Source organism: Millisia brevis NBRC 105863 (genome assembly GCF_001552615.1).
Taxonomy (GTDB): domain Bacteria; phylum Actinomycetota; class Actinomycetes; order Mycobacteriales; family Mycobacteriaceae; genus Millisia; species Millisia brevis.
Genome location: NZ_BCRN01000017.1, coordinates 34,082 through 51,138, shown reverse-complemented (window position 1 = coordinate 51,138; position 17,057 = coordinate 34,082). Strand labels below are relative to the sequence as shown.

17 protein-coding genes and 1 pseudogene are annotated in these 17,057 nt (G+C 69.8%); 2 read left to right on the top strand and 16 right to left on the bottom strand.

The features are described from left to right. Positions 1–210: 210 nt before the first annotated feature. Together tsf and rpsB are read right to left on the bottom strand one after the other, a co-directional pair. On the bottom strand, positions 211–1,038 hold the full coding sequence (gene tsf, locus MB1_RS20440) for a translation elongation factor Ts (RefSeq protein ID WP_066911870.1): 828 nt from the start codon (positions 1,036–1,038) through the stop codon (positions 211–213). 77 nt (positions 1,039–1,115) lie between these two features. Continuing rightward, positions 1,116–1,997, bottom strand: a complete 882-nt coding sequence (gene rpsB, locus MB1_RS20435) for a 30S ribosomal protein S2 (RefSeq protein ID WP_066911867.1) — start codon at positions 1,995–1,997, stop codon at positions 1,116–1,118. Between the two features lie 429 nt (positions 1,998–2,426). On the opposite strand from rpsB, the gene MB1_RS20430 reads away from it, so the two are divergent. After that, the gene (locus tag MB1_RS20430; RefSeq protein WP_066912030.1) at positions 2,427–2,960 is read left to right on the top strand and encodes a M23 family metallopeptidase; all 534 of its coding nucleotides are present in this window, start codon (positions 2,427–2,429) and stop codon (positions 2,958–2,960) included. A 103-nt stretch (positions 2,961–3,063) separates the two neighbouring features. Here MB1_RS20430 and MB1_RS27055 read toward each other — a convergent pair whose 3' ends face one another. The 10 genes and pseudogenes from MB1_RS27055 to MB1_RS20385 form a co-directional block, all read right to left on the bottom strand. After that, on the bottom strand, positions 3,064–3,702 hold the full coding sequence (locus tag MB1_RS27055) for a MinD/ParA family ATP-binding protein (RefSeq protein WP_439646965.1): 639 nt from the start codon (positions 3,700–3,702) through the stop codon (positions 3,064–3,066). A 61-nt stretch (positions 3,703–3,763) separates the two neighbouring features. Next, positions 3,764–3,976: pseudogene (locus MB1_RS27050) on the bottom strand (ParA family protein); the annotation flags it as partial. A gap of 946 nt (positions 3,977–4,922) precedes the next feature. Continuing rightward, positions 4,923–5,834, bottom strand: coding sequence for a tyrosine recombinase XerC (locus MB1_RS20420; protein WP_174531987.1), 912 nt, complete (start codon positions 5,832–5,834; stop codon positions 4,923–4,925). Positions 5,835–6,058: 224 nt separating this feature from the next. After that, positions 6,059–6,817 carry a siderophore-interacting protein gene (locus MB1_RS20415; RefSeq protein ID WP_066911864.1) on the bottom strand — a complete coding sequence of 253 codons (759 nt, stop codon included), beginning with the start codon at positions 6,815–6,817 and terminating at the stop codon, positions 6,059–6,061. Positions 6,818–6,942: 125 nt separating this feature from the next. Next, positions 6,943–7,287, bottom strand: a complete 345-nt coding sequence (locus MB1_RS20410) for a histone-like nucleoid-structuring protein Lsr2 (protein WP_066911861.1) — start codon at positions 7,285–7,287, stop codon at positions 6,943–6,945. Positions 7,288–7,732: 445 nt separating this feature from the next. After that, on the bottom strand, positions 7,733–8,878 hold the full coding sequence (dprA, locus tag MB1_RS20405; RefSeq protein WP_066911858.1) for a DNA-processing protein DprA: 1,146 nt from the start codon (positions 8,876–8,878) through the stop codon (positions 7,733–7,735). After that, positions 8,871–10,373: a YifB family Mg chelatase-like AAA ATPase gene (locus tag MB1_RS20400; protein ID WP_066911855.1), complete on the bottom strand. Its 1,503-nt coding sequence runs from the start codon at positions 10,371–10,373 to the stop codon at positions 8,871–8,873. Before MB1_RS20400 ends, dprA begins: the two co-directional genes overlap by 8 nt. Continuing rightward, positions 10,373–10,786, bottom strand: coding sequence for a YraN family protein (locus MB1_RS20395; RefSeq protein ID WP_245650289.1), 414 nt, complete (start codon positions 10,784–10,786; stop codon positions 10,373–10,375). The genes MB1_RS20400 and MB1_RS20395 overlap by 1 nt, the downstream gene beginning before the upstream one ends. Before the next feature lie 107 nt (positions 10,787–10,893). Beyond that, positions 10,894–12,102, bottom strand: coding sequence for an Nramp family divalent metal transporter (locus MB1_RS20390; RefSeq protein ID WP_066911852.1), 1,209 nt, complete (start codon positions 12,100–12,102; stop codon positions 10,894–10,896). A 67-nt stretch (positions 12,103–12,169) separates the two neighbouring features. Beyond that, on the bottom strand, positions 12,170–12,889 hold the full coding sequence (locus MB1_RS20385; protein WP_066911850.1) for a carbon-nitrogen hydrolase family protein: 720 nt from the start codon (positions 12,887–12,889) through the stop codon (positions 12,170–12,172). A gap of 309 nt (positions 12,890–13,198) precedes the next feature. On the opposite strand from MB1_RS20385, the gene MB1_RS20380 reads away from it, so the two are divergent. Continuing rightward, positions 13,199–14,617, top strand: coding sequence for a DUF2252 domain-containing protein (locus MB1_RS20380; RefSeq protein ID WP_245650293.1), 1,419 nt, complete (start codon positions 13,199–13,201; stop codon positions 14,615–14,617). Between the two features lie 94 nt (positions 14,618–14,711). Here MB1_RS20380 and MB1_RS20375 read toward each other — a convergent pair whose 3' ends face one another. From MB1_RS20375 to rplS, 4 genes are all read right to left on the bottom strand, one after another. Next, positions 14,712–15,017, bottom strand: coding sequence for a DUF2469 domain-containing protein (locus MB1_RS20375; protein WP_066912010.1), 306 nt, complete (start codon positions 15,015–15,017; stop codon positions 14,712–14,714). Beyond that, entirely contained in the window at positions 15,014–15,796 is a 783-nt protein-coding gene (locus tag MB1_RS20370; protein WP_084352320.1) for a ribonuclease HII, read from the bottom strand. Before MB1_RS20370 ends, MB1_RS20375 begins: the two co-directional genes overlap by 4 nt. A gap of 63 nt (positions 15,797–15,859) precedes the next feature. Next, on the bottom strand, positions 15,860–16,630 hold the full coding sequence (gene lepB / locus MB1_RS20365) for a signal peptidase I (protein ID WP_066911842.1): 771 nt from the start codon (positions 16,628–16,630) through the stop codon (positions 15,860–15,862). A 40-nt stretch (positions 16,631–16,670) separates the two neighbouring features. Next, a complete protein-coding gene (gene rplS, locus MB1_RS20360; protein ID WP_066911839.1) occupies positions 16,671–17,012 on the bottom strand; it encodes a 50S ribosomal protein L19 in 342 nt (113 codons plus the stop codon). Positions 17,013–17,057 lie beyond the last annotated feature (45 nt).

Genomic DNA, 17,057 nt, shown 5'->3' with positions numbered 1-17,057 from the left:
GACGGACTCCGGCGGGTGCCATCCTGCCCCGGGAACGCCACCGGATGCACATCCGGTCCCGTTACACCGCAGGCTGCACTCCGGATCCCGCCGAGACGCGGAAAAGACGTGTGCCGCCCGGCCGGATGATCCGACGGGCGGCACACGGCACGACCGGGGTGGACCCGACCCGAACCCACCATCGGGGTTCGGGTCATCGGGTCCGTGAGGTCAGGACGCGCCGACCTCGAGACGCGCGAAGCGGGTCACATTGACGCCCGCCTCGTCGAGAAGCGCCTTGACCGTCTTCTTCGAGTCCTGCACGGACGACTGCTCGAGCAGCACGACGTCCTTGAAGAACCCGTTGACGCGACCGTCGATGATCTTGGGCAGCGCCTGCTCGGGCTTGCCCTCCTCACGAGCGGTCTTCTCGGCGATGGTGCGCTCCTGCTCGACGATGTCGGCAGGCACGTCGTCGCGGGTCAGGTAGGTGGCCTTGAGGGCCGCCACCTGCATCGCGGCACCACGAGCGGCCTCGGCGGCACTGTCGCCGGCGCCCTCGTATTCGACGATCACGCCGACTGCCGGGGGCAGGTCGGAGCTACGCTTGTGCAGGTAGATCGCCACCGGACCGGTGAAGCTGACCAGGCGACGGATGACCAGCTTCTCGCCGATCTTCGCCGACAGCTCCTGCAGAGCGGTGCCGACGGTCTTGTCACCTTCGAAGGTCAGCGCCTCGAGCGCCTCGACATCCGCCGGCTTCTCGACCGCCGCGATATCGGCGACCTGCTGGGCGAAGGCCTGGAACTCCTCGTTCTTGGCGACGAAGTCCGTCTCGGAGTTGATCTCGACCAGGACGCCGTCCTTGGCCGCGATCAGACCCTCGGCGGTCGAACGCTCGGCACGCTTGCCGACGTCCTTCGCGCCCTTGATGCGCAGCTGCTCGACGGCCTTGTCGAAGTCGCCGTCGTTGTCCGCAAGAGCGTTCTTGCAGGCCAGCATGCCGGAGCCGGTCAGCTCCCGAAGCCGCTTGACGTCAGCGGCTGTGTAGTTCGCCATCCTCGGCGAGCCTCCTCGATGTCTACGCGATGAATGAACGAGCCACCGACCCGAGGGCCGGTGAGATCATGCGCCGCTCAGTGCGCGGCAACCTGCTCGGCCGGGACGGTGATCTCGGCTTCGACGCTCTCGGCACCATTGGTGGCCTCGGCCCCGTTGGTGGCCTCCGAACCGTTCGGGGTCGCGGCGGCGAGCTGCTCGAGTTCCCACTCGGCCAGCGGCTCACCGGCGGCAACCTCGCCCGGCTTCTCGTCGCCGGACGCCGACCGGCCGGCACGCGCCTGCAGGCCCTCGGCCACCGCGGAAGCGACGACCTTGGTCAGCAGAGCGGCGGAACGGATCGCGTCGTCGTTGCCCGGGATCGGGTAGTCGACGACGTCCGGGTCGCAGTTGGTATCCAGGATCGCGATGACCGGGATGTTCAGCTTGCGAGCCTCGCCGACGGCGATGTGCTCCTTGTTGGTGTCGACGACCCACACGGCCGAGGGCACCTTGGCCATGTCGCGGATACCGCCGAGGGTCCGGTCGAGCTTGGCCATCTCGCGGGTCAGCATCAAGATTTCCTTCTTGGTGCGACCCTCGAAGCCACCGGTCTGCTCCATCGCCTCGAGCTCCTTGAGGCGCTGCAGACGCTTGTGAACGGTGGAGAAGTTGGTGAGCATGCCGCCCAGCCACCGCTGGTTGACGTAGGGCATACCGACGCGGGTCGCCTCTTCGGCGATCGATTCCTGCGCCTGCTTCTTGGTTCCGACGAAGAGGATCGTGCCGCCGTGGGCCACGGTCTCCTTGACGAACTCGTACGCCTTGTCGATGTAGGTGAGCGTCTGCTGCAGATCGATGATGTAGATGCCGTTGCGGTCGGTGATGATGAACCGCTTCATCTTCGGGTTCCACCGTCGGGTCTGATGCCCGAAGTGGGTGCCGCTCTCGAGCAGCTGCTTCATTGTTACGACTGCCATCGCCGTACAACTCGCTTTCTGATGCCGGTTATTCGTTGAACACCGGGTTCGGTGCCAACCCTGGCGTCCGCCGGTCGTCGGACTCCCGGGCCCGGATCGGGGATCTCACCTCTGTCGAGGCGACAACACTGCCGATACGAGGCACCATGGAGACCAGCCGGCGACCTGTGGCGCTCGACCATCGGTCGAGCAGCGGACGCGCGAAGTCGGCTCGCGCACGCACGAGCCGCGTATCCAGTCTACAACCGCCGTTTCGACCCCGTCCTCGGGGTCGGAGGAATCCGCGCAGCGACGTTCGAGAAGCCGTACGGGACGGCCTGCCGGATATGGGTACAACGAACCGGCCGCCCCGGGGAGTTCCCCCGCTACCCGGCGAACCCGGGGATAACCCGATGCCCGCGCGCCGGGTCGGGAACGATGCTGGACGGCATGATCGATCCCCTTCGCCGACTCCGGCCGCGTCGCTCCCGGCTGCTGGTGGCGCTGGTCGTGGTGGCGTTTCCGACAATGGCGCTCTCGACGCTCGTCGGTATTCCGCCGGCCGGCGCGCGCGACGACTATCGGTGGCCCCTGGAGCCGCGGCCGGCCGTGGAGCGCGCCTTCGCTCCGGGCGCACACGACTGGCTACCGGGGCATCGCGGTGTCGACCTCGCGGGCAGCGACGGCGTCCCGGTCCGGGCGGTGGGCGCGGGGACCGTCGTGTTCGCCGGGCAGGTCGGCGGGAAGCCGGTGGTGAGCATCGAGCACGGCAACGGCCTGCGCAGCACCTACGAACCGGTGGTCGCCTCGGTCGAGCGGGGTCGCCTGGTGACCGCCGGTCAGATCGTCGGGGTCCTGCGGGTCGGGCACGAGGGCTGCGCGGTCGAGGCTTGTCTGCATCTCGGACTGCGCCGCGGACAGACCTACCTCGACCCACTGGGGCTGTTCGGCGGGCGACGGATCGTGCTGCGCCCCGACCCCTGACGCCTCGGACCCGACCGGCTCCGAGGAACCACCCCGTCCCCGACCCGACCCTCGGGATTCGCCCGATCGACTCGAGCGGGACCGGCGCGGCGGAAGGACCGAACTACCAGCCGCGGGGGTCGGCGCCGGAGACCGCGGCCGAGTGGCGGCCGGCGTTCTGCGGGAAGTCGTCGGCGACCATCGCGGCGAGGTCGACGAACGCCGCCCGCGTCCGCGGCCGCAGCCGGTCGATGTCGACGATGCCGCCCTCGGCGAGATGCTCGTCGAAGGGCACGACGACCATCGCGCGGCACCGGGCGAGGAAATGCCGTTGCAGCGCTTCCATGTTGATACCGAGCGGGCCCGGCCGCTGTGCGCTGACGACCACGACCGTCCGCTCCGCCAGGTGGGCGTAGCCGTGCAGTTGGAGCCATTCGAGCGTCGCCGCGGCGCTCGACGCACCGTCCACCGCCGGGGTGGTCACCAGGACCAGCGAGTGCGCGAGGCTGAGCACCCCGTTCATCGCCGAGTGCATCACCCCGGTGCCGCAGTCGGTGAGGATGAGGTTGTAGTGGACCCGCAGGATGTCGATGACGCCGCGGTAGTCCGCCTCGGTGAACGCCTCCGATGCCGCCGGATCGCGCTCGCCGGCGATCACCTCGAGCCGGCTGGTGGCCTGCGAGGAGTGCACGCGCACGTCGGAGTAGCGCCGGATCGACGGCAAGCAGGTCGCGGACGGTCGACTGGGTCTGCTGCGGGACACGTCCGCCCAGCGTGCCGAAGTCGGGGTTGGCGTCGACGGCGATGACATTGTCGCCGCGCACCGACGCGAAGATCGAGCCGAGACCGATCGTGGTGGTTGTCTTGCCGACGCCGCCCTTCAACGACAACAGCGCGATCCGATAGTCCGACCGAATCGGCTGACGAATGCGTTCGAGTTGCGCGTTGTAGCGGCGCTCGGCGGCCGACTCCGCGGGGTGCACCGCTCCCCCGGTCAGTCGGTAGATCCCGCGCCGCCATCCCGATCGGGGCGGCATCGCGTGGCGGGGGCGACTCGGGAAGGCGTCCGGCATCAGGTCGGCGGCGCCGTACTGCACGTCGAAGTCGTGGGCGATCTCGATTTCGCCGCCGGTGCGTCGGGCGGGCGGCCCCGCGGGCAGGGCTGCGGGCTCATCCGCTCGGTAGGGCTCTGCCGAGTCCTCACCGAGGGTGTCGTCCCGCGTCCGCGCGTCCGGCGAGGGATATCCCGACGGGTAGAAGTCCCCGGCCCGGCCCGCCGAATCCTCGGGATCGCGGTACCCGGCATCCCGGTAGGCGTCGGGACGGCGGTACCCGTCGACCGGGCCGGCGCCTCGCTGATACCCGTCGAAGGCATCCGGGCCGGCCTGCGGATCCACATGCTGGGCGCGGCGGTAGCCCTCCGGGAGATACCGGTCGTCGTCGCCGTACAGCCCCTCGCTGCCGTAGGCATCGGCCGACGGCTGCGGTACGACCGCGCCGCGCTGTTCGGGCACGACGGCGACCGAGCGGTTGCGCGTGTCGGGGACCGAGTAGACCTCGGGAGCGGCGGCCGCGGTACGGGCGGGGAGGGAGACGGGCTCGGCATCGCCGCGCGAGGGGTTCACCCGACGGTCGACGCCGTGCGCGGGGCCGGCGCCGTGCGCGGTGGCCCCGGTCTCGCCGTCACCACGACGCTCGCCGTTCGAGTAGCCGTCGAGGACCTGCCAGTCCCGAGCGGCGGACCGACGAGGGGTCTCCACACTCACCCAATCCGTGCGCCCCTGCCCGGACTGCGGCTCCAGCTCCCATGGGAGCGACCGGTCTTCCGCCTGCTCCGGAACCACGAGCCCCCCTCCCTGGCCGCGTCGAAAGAAAGACCATAAGCCGGAATATGGGCCCAACACCGAAGCCACATCCGCCTGCCGGCCGAACGATGGGTATGACGCTACCAAAAACACCCATATACGCGTACCCGTAGTTCGATTATTCGGCCCTGGGGTGCGCACGGTCATGCGCCGCCCGCAATCTCTGCATCGAAATATGGGTGTAGATCTGTGTGGTCGCCATCGAAGCATGCCCCAGCAGTTCCTGCACGACCCGCAGATCGGCTCCGCCATCGAGGACATGCGTCGCGGCGGTATGACGCAATCCGTGCGGGGCAATCGACGGAAGTTCACAGCCGGCGCCGATCACCCGGTGTACCGCGGTGCGGGCCTGACGCTGGTCGAGGCGCCCACCGCGGGCGCCCAGGAACAGCGCCGGCCCCGACCGCGGCCCGACCAGACTCGGGCGCCCCTCGGCCAACCAGCGCCGAACCGCCGTTTCGGCCGGACGGCCGAACGGAACCACCCGTTGTTTGTCGCCCTTGCCGAGGACCCGCAGCACCGACCGCTCGAAGTCGATGTCGTCGATATCGCTGCCGCAGAGTTCGGACACCCGCATCCCGGTGGCGTAGAGCAACTCGACTATCGCCTGGTCACGGACGGCGAGCGGGTCTCCGGCAGCCGCTTCGCGAGCGGCCTCGGCCAGCACCTCGCTCATCTGATCGGCCCGCAGGACCGTCGGCAGGGTCCGCAGGATGCGCGGCGCCGCGAGCGGCTCGGTCGGGTCGTCGTCGAGGACGCCCGTCCGCCGCAACCAGGCGGTGAACGATGCGATCGACGACAGGCGCCGGGCGGTGGTCGCCCGCGCGGCCGGCGACGCGGCGAGCCAGCCGCGGATCGCGCGCGTGGTGATCGGGGGGTCGGTCGGCGCGCCCTCGCCCCCGGCCGACCCGGCGGCGCCGGCGTGCGCGAGGAATCCACGAATGTCGCCGATATAGGCGCGCACGGTGGCGTCGGAATGATCAACGGCCAAATGCCGGCGATAGTCGTCCAGCAACGCAGCCGGCTTCACCACCGGTCCCGCGGCGATTGCCGTCGGCCCGGTGGTAGGCGCCGGGAAAACATGCCCGTCGTCGCCGACGGAGCGGGCCGGAATCCGGTCGGCAACGATCGCCCGGATATGGCGCGAATGGTCCCCGGATGTTCCCGGCGTGCTTTGACGCAATTTATCTCCGAAATCACAACGGACACGGATACCGGCGGCCGATCACATCGACCGACGCCGGCACCGGCAACCTACTGCTCGGCGACCGCCAGATCCCGCTTCCAGGCCCGGAAGCTCTCCTCATTGCGTCCGCGACGCCAGTACCCCGAGATCGACGCCCACTCGGCTCCGACCCCGCGGGTGCGTCGGATGTACGGACGGATCACGTGCATGACCGTCTGCGCCTCACCGTGCACGAAGGCGTGCACCTGCCCGGGCAGCCAGTCGCCGGCGAGGACCGCGCGCGACAACGGGGACTCGCCCGCCTCGCCGGTGCCATCCGCGCCCGCTCGGTGCACCCAGATCACGTCGACCTTGGGGCCGTGATCGATCGGCACCTCGTGTGCGGCATCCTCGATCTCGATGTACACCCGCGCGACCGCATCGGAATCGAGCGCCTCCACGGCGGCGGAGATCGCCGGGATCGCCGATTCGTCGCCGGCCAGCAGATGCCAGTCGGCGTCGGAGCGGGGACGGTAGGCGCCGCCGGGTCCGAGCATCGACAGCTGTTCGCCGGCCTCGGCGCGCGCGGCCCAGGGGCCCGCGACTCCCTCGTCGCCGTGCACCACGAAGTCGATCGCGATCTCGCGGCGATCGGGATCGACCGATCGCACGGTGTAGGTCCGCATGGTCGGCGCCTCGCTGTCACCCAACAGCAGCTTCACGTAGGCGTCGGTGAAGTCGTTGGGTTCGAACTCGCCGAACCCGGGATCGCCGAAGACCACTCGTACCAGGCTGGGTGACAACTGTTCTCGACGAGCCACCGTGAGCGTGGTGATACGTCGCGCCATCGCCAGTGCCTCCTTCGGACACGAACCCGACCGCCGTGCGGCCGGGTGGACTCGGCCGGATCGTTGTACCCGGCCATCCTGCCAACCTACCCGCCGGGCGACACCCAGCGGGGTTGCCTCTCGGATCAGTGCGCGGCGGCGTACGCCTCTTGAATCTCCGCGCTGATACGGCCGCGGGAACTCACCGCGTAACCGTTCTCCTTCGCCCACTGGCGAATGTCGCTCAAATTCGACGCCGGCGAGGCACCGACGGCCGCGGAGGCCTTCCGGCGCGAGCGGCGGCCGCCCACCTTTTTTGCATGTTCCACCCAGAATGCAAACTGATCGTAAAGCTCGTTTGCATGCTTGTTGGACAGATCGATCGAGTACTGGACTCCGCCGAGCGAAAACTCGACCGTCTCGCCCTGACCGTCCTTGATGACGGACCCGTCGACATCGTCGATCAATTGCACCGTCGTCCTGCGAGCCATTCCGTGCACCCTTCCACGTCGCATCTCGGTAAGCCTCGCCCTCAATATAACAGCACGCCTTTGAACGAGAGCCCGACGAGCCGATAACCCGGCGCGTTACGCGGCGGTGATACACCGGTCGGCACCCGCGTCGGGAAATTGCCCGGCGCCGGTTTTTCTGCGCAGATGACGCTGTCCGGCAACAGATTTGACGATAGGGCTGAATTTGGGACAAAACCGACCGGACCCGGCCGAGCGACAACAATCACCCACCCCAACGCGCCCGACGTTCGCGCGGCGCGAAAAACGTCGAGATCACTCCACCGATGGCCGTTTCGAATGGGAGTCGGCTACGGTTCACGATCGAAACCGGAGGCTAATCCGACCCGGCGGAATGTTACGGCGACGGACGGTAATTAGCCGCTGCCGGAGGCCCGGGATGTCGGCTATCGGTGGCGCCAGCCGGCTACGCCGAATTATTCCGAACACGGTACCAACCGTCATCATCCCGGGAAACCAACGACTCGAGTTCCAGACGCGCCAGCGCTCGGCGGACCTCGCCGGCCGGTAGCCCCGACAGAAATGCCAGGTTCTGTTCATCGTGCCGTCGATGTCCGTTGAATGCGTCGTAGACCATCAGCGCCGGACGCGGTAAAACATCGGCCGGCCGTGCCGGTCCGGTATCGGCGATCATCGGGGCGGCGCCGACCTCCGAGATCACCTCCGCGGCGCCGGTGACCAGCAATGCCTCGCCGCTGCGGATCATGTGATGGCACCCCACCGAGGCCGCCGACGTCGTCGGACCGGGACAGGCCATGGTGGGCCGCCCGAAGCGGCGCGCCCACGCGACGGTATTGCGCGCCCCGCTGCGCCGACCGGCCTCGGTGACAACCACACCCGCGGACAGCGCCGCCAGCAGGCGGTTACGGGCGAGGAAGCGATGCCGGGCGGGCCGCACCCCCGGCGCGTACTCGCTGATCACCACTCCCGCACCGTCCGCGATCGCACCGAACAGCCGCGCATGCCCGACCGGATACGGATTGTCGATACCGCCGGCGAGCACCGCGACCGTCGGCCGTCCGGTGGCCACCGCCGCGCGATGCGCCACCGCGTCGATGCCGTAGGCGCCGCCGGAGACGATCGTCCATCCCTCGCCCAGCAACCCGTCCGCCAGCTCGGCGGTGACCGTCTCTCCGTAGCCGGTGCACGCCCGGGTGCCGACCACCGCCACCGACCGGTCGACCAGGCGACCGAGCGGAGCGCTGCCGCGCACCCAGAGAGCCAGCGGCGGTGCGTGATCGGCGTTGTCGGACTCGACCGCGTCCAGGGGCAGCAATGGCCAGGACGGCCAGTCGTCGTCCTCCGGGATGCACAGCCGGCCACCGAGCGCGGCGATCCGCTCCAGATCGCGCGCCTCGCCGCCCAGCACGGCCCGCGCCTCGCTGCGCCGCAACACCCCGCCGGGTGCCGTCCCCCGCCGGATCGCGTCCGCCGCGGCCACCGGCCCCTCGGCGGCCACGAAGTCGGCGACCCCCCGCGACGGCCCGAGCACGACCGCCGACAGGTACGCGCGGGCGACCCGTTCCGGCGCGTGCACGTCACCGCTAGCCATGATTGCGAAAACTCAACGCGGACAGGACATCACCGTCGTCGGGGCGCGGCTTGTGGGCGAGGTCCGATACGGTCAGGGCAACGCGCATGGCACGGTCGGCGCCACGTGAGGTGATCAGTCCACGCCGCAGCGCAACCTCGATCGGAGCAAGGGCGGCGCGAGCATCCAGATACGACCGCCGCACGACCGGGCCCGGCACCTCGGCATTGGTCGTCCATCCACCCTCGCGCCAGCGATGGGCGGCTCGGGCCCGCGCCTCGACCACCCGTTCCCGGACCCGCTCGGTCGGCTCGCAGGCCGCGTCGAGCAGCACGCCGCCGGTGGGCGGTCGCAGGGCGATCCGCAGATCGACCCGGTCGAGCAGCGGTCCCGACAGCCGACCCAGGTAGCGACGCCGCGCCGCCGGCGGGCAGACGCAGTCCTCCGGTCGCGCCGGAGCGCAGGGACACGGGTTGGCCGCCAGGACCAGCTGGAAGCGCGCCGGATAGCGGGCCTCCCCCTTGGCACGGGTCACGCGAACCTCTCCTTCCTCCAACGGAGTCCGCAGCGCTTCGAGCGCGCGGATCGACATCTCGGGGCACTCGTCGATGAACAGCACGCCCCGATGCGCGCGGCTGACCGCACCGGGCAGCGCCATTCCGGAGCCGCCGCCGGTCAGCGACGTCGCCGTGCTGGTGTGGTGGGGCGCGACAAACGGCGGCCGCCGTACCAGGGGCCGGTCGACCGGCAGGATGCCCGCGACCGAGTGCACGGCGGTCACCTCCAGCGACTCCGCATCGGTCAGCTCCGGCAGCAGACCCGGAAGGCGCTGGGCCAGCATCGTCTTGCCGACGCCGGGCGGGCCGGTCAGCAGGATGTGGTGCGCCCCGGCGGCGGCGATCTCCAGAGCGGTGCGCGCGTGCTCCTGCCCGACCACATCGGCGAGGTCGGGGCCGCCGGGCGCCGGCTCCGGCGCGATCGGCGCGGGCGCCATCAGGTTGTCCGCCCCGCGCAGCCACGCGGTCACCTCCCGCAGATGATGTGCTCCGAGGACGTCGATGCCCGGCACCAGCCCGGCCTCGGGGAGCCCCGCCGCCGGTACGACCACCCGTTCGCGTCCGGCCCGCCGCGCTCCCAGCACCGCAGGCAGCAGACCGCGCACACTCTTGAGCCGACCGTCGAGCGCCAACTCCCCCAGGAAGGCGACGTTGTCCAGCCGGGTGCGCGGAACCGCCCGCGACGCATCGAGAACGGCGCAGGCCAGCGCCAGATCGTAGACCGATCCCACCTTGGGCAGGGACGCCGGCGACAGCGCCAGGACCACCTTCTGCCGCGGCCACTGCTCACCGCTGTTGACCACGGCGCTGCGGACCCGATCCCGGGATTCCTGCAGCGCGGCATCCGGCAGACCGACGACGTTGACCCCGGGCAAACCGCTGCGCACATCGGCCTCGATCTCGACGAGCACGCCGTCGATTCCGACCACCGCCACCGCGTAGACCCGCCCCAGGCCCATCAGAACGCATCCCGCAGATGGGTGACCGCCGGTGGCAGTCCCGGTTCGAGCATCACGCAGACGACGTCGAAACGCACCGACAGCCACGGCCCGTCCCGCTCGGCCAGCCACGCGGCCGCCAACCGACGAATACGGGCCTGCTTGCTCGGAGGCACCGCGGACCAGGGACCGCCGAAGCCGTATCCGGTGCGGGTCTTGACCTCGACGAAGACCACCAGGTCCGCGCCGCGGACGATCATGTCGATCTCGCCGTGTCGACACCGCCAATTGCGCGCGAGCACGTCATATCCGTGGTCGACCAGATACCTCGCCGCGCAATCCTCTCCCCGAGATCCCACCCGCTGCGCGTCCACCGTTTCCCCCGCTCGGTCACCCTGCGTCACCGGATCACCATCGCGGATCGCGGTGCTCACGCCCGGCGGTCGACCTGCGGATTCGCCCGACCCGGGGATAACCGCACCCCCGGGGACAACCTCGCCGGGACGGCGGCGGGCAGGGTCGTGAGAAAGTGGGACGGCCCTCAGAAGGCCAGGGCGATCAGCACGACGTTGAGGGCGATCACCACCGCGGCGCAGATGATCCCGGCGATCGTGGTGATCCGCCGATTCACGTACGGCCCCATCACCGTTCGGCTCGCGGTGAACTGCACCAGCGGCACCAGGGCGAAGGGGATGCCGAAGGACAGCACCACCTGGGAGAGCACCAGGGCGCGGGTCGGGTCGACCCCCGACGCCAGAATCGCCAGCGCGGGGGCCAGGGTGATCAGCCGGCGCACCACATCGGGGATCCGCCGCTGGATGAAGCCGTCCATCACCACCTGGCCCGCGAGGGTGCCGACGCTCGACGATGCCAATCCGGAGGCCAGCAGGGCCAGGGCGAACAGCAGGGCGGCGCCGGATCCGAGGGTCGCGGCGATCCCGGCGTGCGCCCCCTCGATGGTGTCGATTCCCCGGCCGGAGAGGGCGGCCGCCGCGATCACGAGCAGCAGCAGGTTCATCACCCCGGCGCCGGAGAGGGCCATCACGACGTAGACCCGCTGGATGCGCAATTGTGCCGCCGGATCGGCCTCCGGGCGGCGGTGCATCCCGGTCAGGCCGCCGTGCAGGTAGATCGCGTGGGGCATGACCGTCGCGCCGATCATCGCCACGGCCAACAGAACGCTGTTGGTGTCGGTGACCCGCGGGACGAGGCCGCCGAGGATCGCGGGCGGGTCGATCCCGGCCATCAGGGCGTCGACCACGAATCCGATCAGGATGATCGCGAGCAGGCCGACCACCACCGAGTCGAAGACCCGCACCCCGCGTCGACGCAGCGTCAGCATGCCGAAGGCGACGATCCCGGTGATCAACCCGCCCACCAGCAGCGGGAGATCGAACAGCAGATACAGCGCGATCGCCCCGCCGACGATCTCCGCGAGGTCGGTGGCGATGGCGACGATCTCGGCCTGGACCCACAGCAGACGTGCGGCGGTGCGCGGGTAGCGCTCCCGGCAGATCGCGGCCAGACCGACTCCGGTGACGATGCCGACCTTGGCCGAGAGGTACTGCACCAACATGGCGATCGCGCTGCTGGCGACGACGACCCACACCAGCAGGTAGCCGTACTGGGAACCGGCGGAGACGTTGGTGGCGAAGTTGCCCGGATCGACGTAGGCGACCGCACTGACCACCGCAGGGGCGAGAAGACCGATCGGTCTGGATGCTGTACGGGCGCTGCGCCGGGCGGCCATCACGCTCCCTTTCCGCCGATGGACGGCCGCCGATGTCCCGGTCCCGGCCTCGCTGGGGCGGCCACGCTCAGGCGAGGGTCGCGCGGACGACATCGTCCGGTTCGGCGTCCGCCTCCGCGAGCAGGTCGCCGTCCGCGGATCGGATGCTCGAATGACCGGCGGTCCGGTGGTACCCCTCGCCGGTCGGGCCGGCGCAACTCGCCATCGCCACCGGAGCACGACAGACCGCGGCGATCACCCGCGAGCGACGGTCCTGCTCGGCCCGTTCGTGATCGTGGTGGACCACCCCGCAGGCGAACAGGTCGATCCCGAGGTCGGCGGTCTGCTCGATATGTGCGGCGATGCCCGTATCCCGGCAGATCGCGAGGCCGACTCGTCGACCGGCGAACGTCATCGCGACCGCGCCGGGTCCGGCGGCGAAGCGGCGCCCCTCGTCGGCCCCGGGGTGCGCCTTGCGGTAGACGATCCGCGCGCCGTCGGCGTCGACGAGAAGCATCGCGATGTGATCGACGCCGTCCCATTCGATCGGCGCACCGACCAGCGCCGCGCTCCGGAGGTCCGCACAGGCCATGCGCAGGACCTCGATGGCAGCATCGTCTGGATCGATCACCGGCGCATCGAGGTGGTATCCGGTCAGCGACAGCTCCGGGAAGATCACCAATTGCGCCCCGGCCCGCCCGATCAGGTCCGCGTGCGCCGCCGCATTGGCGGCGAGATCCCCCACGACCGTGCGCGGCTGGGCGACGGCCACCGTCAACGGCTCGCGTACCCGTGGTCGATCGTGCACAACTCCCCCGCCCCTGGTCCCGGCGGCCCGGGCAGACCTGCCGGGCCGGTGGTACGAGGGTGATCCTCGTCCTCGATCGGGTCCGGCGCAGCCCGAACCGGCACCCGGCGGCGCGACACCTGCCGAAAAGGGACGAGGCGGGCGGCGCGGGCCTGATGTACTGGCGGGGTGAGTTCCCCCGCAACAGGTCCCGGCACCGCCGCCGATCCGAACGCTGCCGATCCGAACCGCGCAGATTCGAACGCTGCCGATCCGAACGGCGCAGATCCGCAGGCGCAGGCCGAGTCCGTCCCCCGGCCGGATACCCACGTGGTGCTCGCCACCGCGGATAGCTCCGCGTTCCGCACGCTGCGGCACAACCCGACCTCGCGGGCCGAACGATTCGCGCTCGGTCGCAGTCTGCGCGAGGACGTCCCGCGCGCCTCGATGGGCGACTGGACCCCGCCGGACGACCGGCCCGACCCGGTCGATCTGATCCGGGAATCCCACCGGGGACGGCTGGACTACCTGGTCCCGATCCGGGTCGGGCGGATGGTCGCCTCGCCCTACGGCTTCCTGCGCGGCACGGCGATCGTGATGGCGCACGACGTCGCCCGGTTGCCGGCGACCGGGATCATGCCGGTGGTCTGCGGAGATTCCCATCTGGGCAACTTCGGGTTCTACGCCTCGCCGGAGCGCGACCTCGTCCTCGACCTCAACGACTTCGACGAGGCCCACCCGGGCGCGTGGGAGTGGGATCTGCGACGGCTGGTCGCCAGCATCTGGGTCGCCGGTCGACACAACGGTTTCTCCGAGAACCAGTGCGAGACCGCGGTGACCGCCTGCGTCGCCGCCTACCGGGCGGAGTTGCGGCATCTGGCGAAGCAGCCGCTGATCGGCCGCAGCTACGAGCGGCTCGACGTCGACCGGCTCAAGCACACCACCACGAATCCGCAGCTCCGCGAGGAGATCCGCCGGGCCGCCAAGCGTGCCCGCAACCGCACCAGCGACCGCGCGCTACCCCGTTTCACCACCGAACACGACGGGGTCCGCCGCATCACCGCGGCGCCCCCGTTGATCACCCGCGTCACCGACGAGGAGTTCGAGCACATCGTCGTCGGCCTGGACGCCTACCTCGACACCGTCGCCGGACATTGGCGTCGGGTCCTCGGCGGCTACCGCATCGTCGACATCGCCCACAAGGTCGTCGGCGTCGGCAGCGTCGGGCTGCGCGCGTATGTGGTGCTGCTGGTGGGTTCGAGCCCCGAGGATGTGGTCTTCCTGCAGCTCAAGCAGGCCCGGCGCTCGGTCCTCGGGCCGTTCGTCCACGGTAAGTCGGCCTGGCACGCCCATCAGGGGCAACGTGTCGTCGAGTATCAGCAAGCCCTGCAGACCGTCAGCGATCCGCTGCTCGGGTGGACCACCATCGACGACCGGCAGTACTACGTGCGGCAGTTCCGCAATATGAAGGGCACGGTCCCGCTCGACGCGCTCGACCCGGAGGCGCTGTCGGACTACGTCAACGTCGTCGGACACCTTCTGGCCAAGGGGCACGCCCGCACCTCGGGCGCCTCGATGATCTCCGGCTACGTCGGGGGATCCGATCGGCTCGATATGGCCCTGGCCCGCTTCGCGCGTCACTACGCCGACCAGACCGAAGCGGATCACGCCCGGTTGGTCACCGCGGTGCGCAGCGGCCTGCTGCCCTGCGAGATGCCCGACTCCGGTACCGGCTTCCGCAATGGATGACCGGACCGCTGTGCAAGGGTCTTCCTCAGCGGCAGAGCGCGACGATTATCTCCTCGGCGACGCGCTGGGGAAGATGTACGCACACCGGCCGGGTTCAGTCGGGTAGCCGCAGGTCCGGCTTGTCGAGTTCCTCGACGTTCACGTCCTTGAAGGTGAGCACTTTGACGTGCTTGACGAAACGCGCGGGACGGTACATATCCCAGACCCAGGCGTCGGACATCCGCAGCTCGAAGTACACCTCACCGTCGGCATTGCGGGGCAGCACCTCCACCGAGTTGGCGAGGTAGAACCGCCGCTCGGTCTCGATCACGTAGGTGAACTGCCCGACGATGTCTCGGTACTCCCGGTAGAGCGTGAGCTCCATCTCGGTTTCGTACTTCTCGAGATCCTCGGCACTCATCGGACCTCCCACCCTCCTTCACTGCGGGCGCGCCTGACCCTGCGGTCGCCATGTCGACCATGGGCGCGCTGTCCATCATCACCCGGGCGCCCGGTGGCGACCAGTCGGGCCGCACCCACATTCGCATAGGAAAAGCGATGTTCGGGGCACGGTCCCAGCTCGGCGAGCCGCCGACTGTGCTCCGGGGTGCTGTATCCCTTGTGCTCGGCGAAGCCATAGCCGGCGTATTGCTCATCCATCTCGACCATCATGCGGTCGCGGGTCACCTTGGCCAGGACGCTCGCCGCGGCGATCGACGCGGCCGCCGCATCCCCACCGATGACCGGCAGCGACGGCACCGGCAGGCCCGGCACCCGGAAGCCGTCGGTCAGCACGTAGCCGGGTTCGCTGTCGAGACCGGCGATCGTCCGCCGCATGCCTTCGATATTGGCGACGTGGATGCCGATCCGGTCGATCTCCTCGGCCGGGAAGGTCACCACCGACCAGGCCACCGCGGAGCGCTTGATCCGTCCGAAGAGCGTCTCGCGCATCGCCGGCGTCAGCTTCTTCGAGTCGTCCAGGTCGATCAGCCCGCTGCGGGCCCGTTCGCCGAGCACGCAGGCGGCCACCACGAGCGGTCCGGCGCAGGCGCCGCGGCCGGCCTCGTCGACCCCGGCGACCGGTCCGAGGCCGCACCGGTAGAGCACCGATTCCATCGTCCGCAGACCCGCGGCACGGCGCACCACCACGCGGGGCGGCCACTGGGCGGCGCCCCGTCGTGGGCGGGCTTCGACCGACACGGGGCTACGCGGCCCGTCGAACTCGGTATCGACGGGCCCGAGCGGAGCGCCCCGCGCCGGCGATCACTGCGGAACGATCTGCGGATCCGAGATAACACCCCACCGCGACGGCGGCAGGATGATCAGGCGGGCCTTGCCCACGACGTTGTCGACCGGGATGGTGCCCTCGTTCTCGTCGCCGACGTGTACCCGCGAGTCCGCGGAATTGCTGCGATTGTCGCCCATCATCCACAGCCGCCCCTCCGGCACCGTGACCGGTCCGAAGCATCGTCCGGACGACGGCACGGTGGTGCAGTCGAGCACGCCGGGCTCGAAGGGGAAGTCGAACTGGATGTACGGCTCGTCGATCGCGACGCCGTTGACCATGACCCGGCCCTGCGCGTCGCAGCACTCGACGGTCTGCCCACCGACCGCGATGACGCGCTTGACCAGGTCGTTCTCGTCGGGCGCGACCAGGCCGACCATCGAGCCGACCTCCTGCAGACCACGTACGACGACGTTGTCCGAGCGGGTCGAGGTGTAGCCGATCGACCACGAGTCGGGCCCCTTGAAGACCAGCACGTCACCCGGCCGCGGTTCTCCGAAGCGGTAGGTGATCTTGTCGACCAGAATCCGGTCACCCGTGCAGCCGTTGCAGCCGTGCAACGTCGGCTCCATCGACTCGGACGGGATCAGGAAGACCCGCGCGACGAAGGTCTGCAACAGGATGCTCAGCACCAACGCCGTCACGATCAGAATCGGCAGTTCCTTCCAGAACGGCCGCTTCTTCTTCTCGTTCTCGCGATCGGCGTCGGTGCGGAAGGTGAACCCCCGCTTGTCCGAGCGTGCGTTCATATGGTCGACCGCCGGCCGGCTCCCCTTTCGGGGAACTCGATCAGCGCTTCTCCTTGATCTTGGCGGCCTTGCCGCGCAGATCGCGCAGGTAGTAGAGCTTGGCGCGACGGACGTCACCGCGGGTGACGACCTCGATGCTCGCGAGGTTCGGGCTGTGCACCGGGAAGGTGCGCTCGACGCCGACGCCGAACGATACCTTGCGCACGGTGAAGGTCTCGCGGATGCCGCCGCCCTGGCGCCGGATCACCGCGCCCTTGAAGACCTGCACGCGCTCCTTGCTGCCCTCGATGACCTTGACGTGCACGTTGACCGTGTCGCCGGGGCCGAACTCGGGGATGTCGGTGCGCAGCGACTGCTTCTCGACGAGGTCCAGGGTGTTCATTGACTGTCCGTCCTTGGTGTTTCGACGCATGAGCAGAGGAACGTG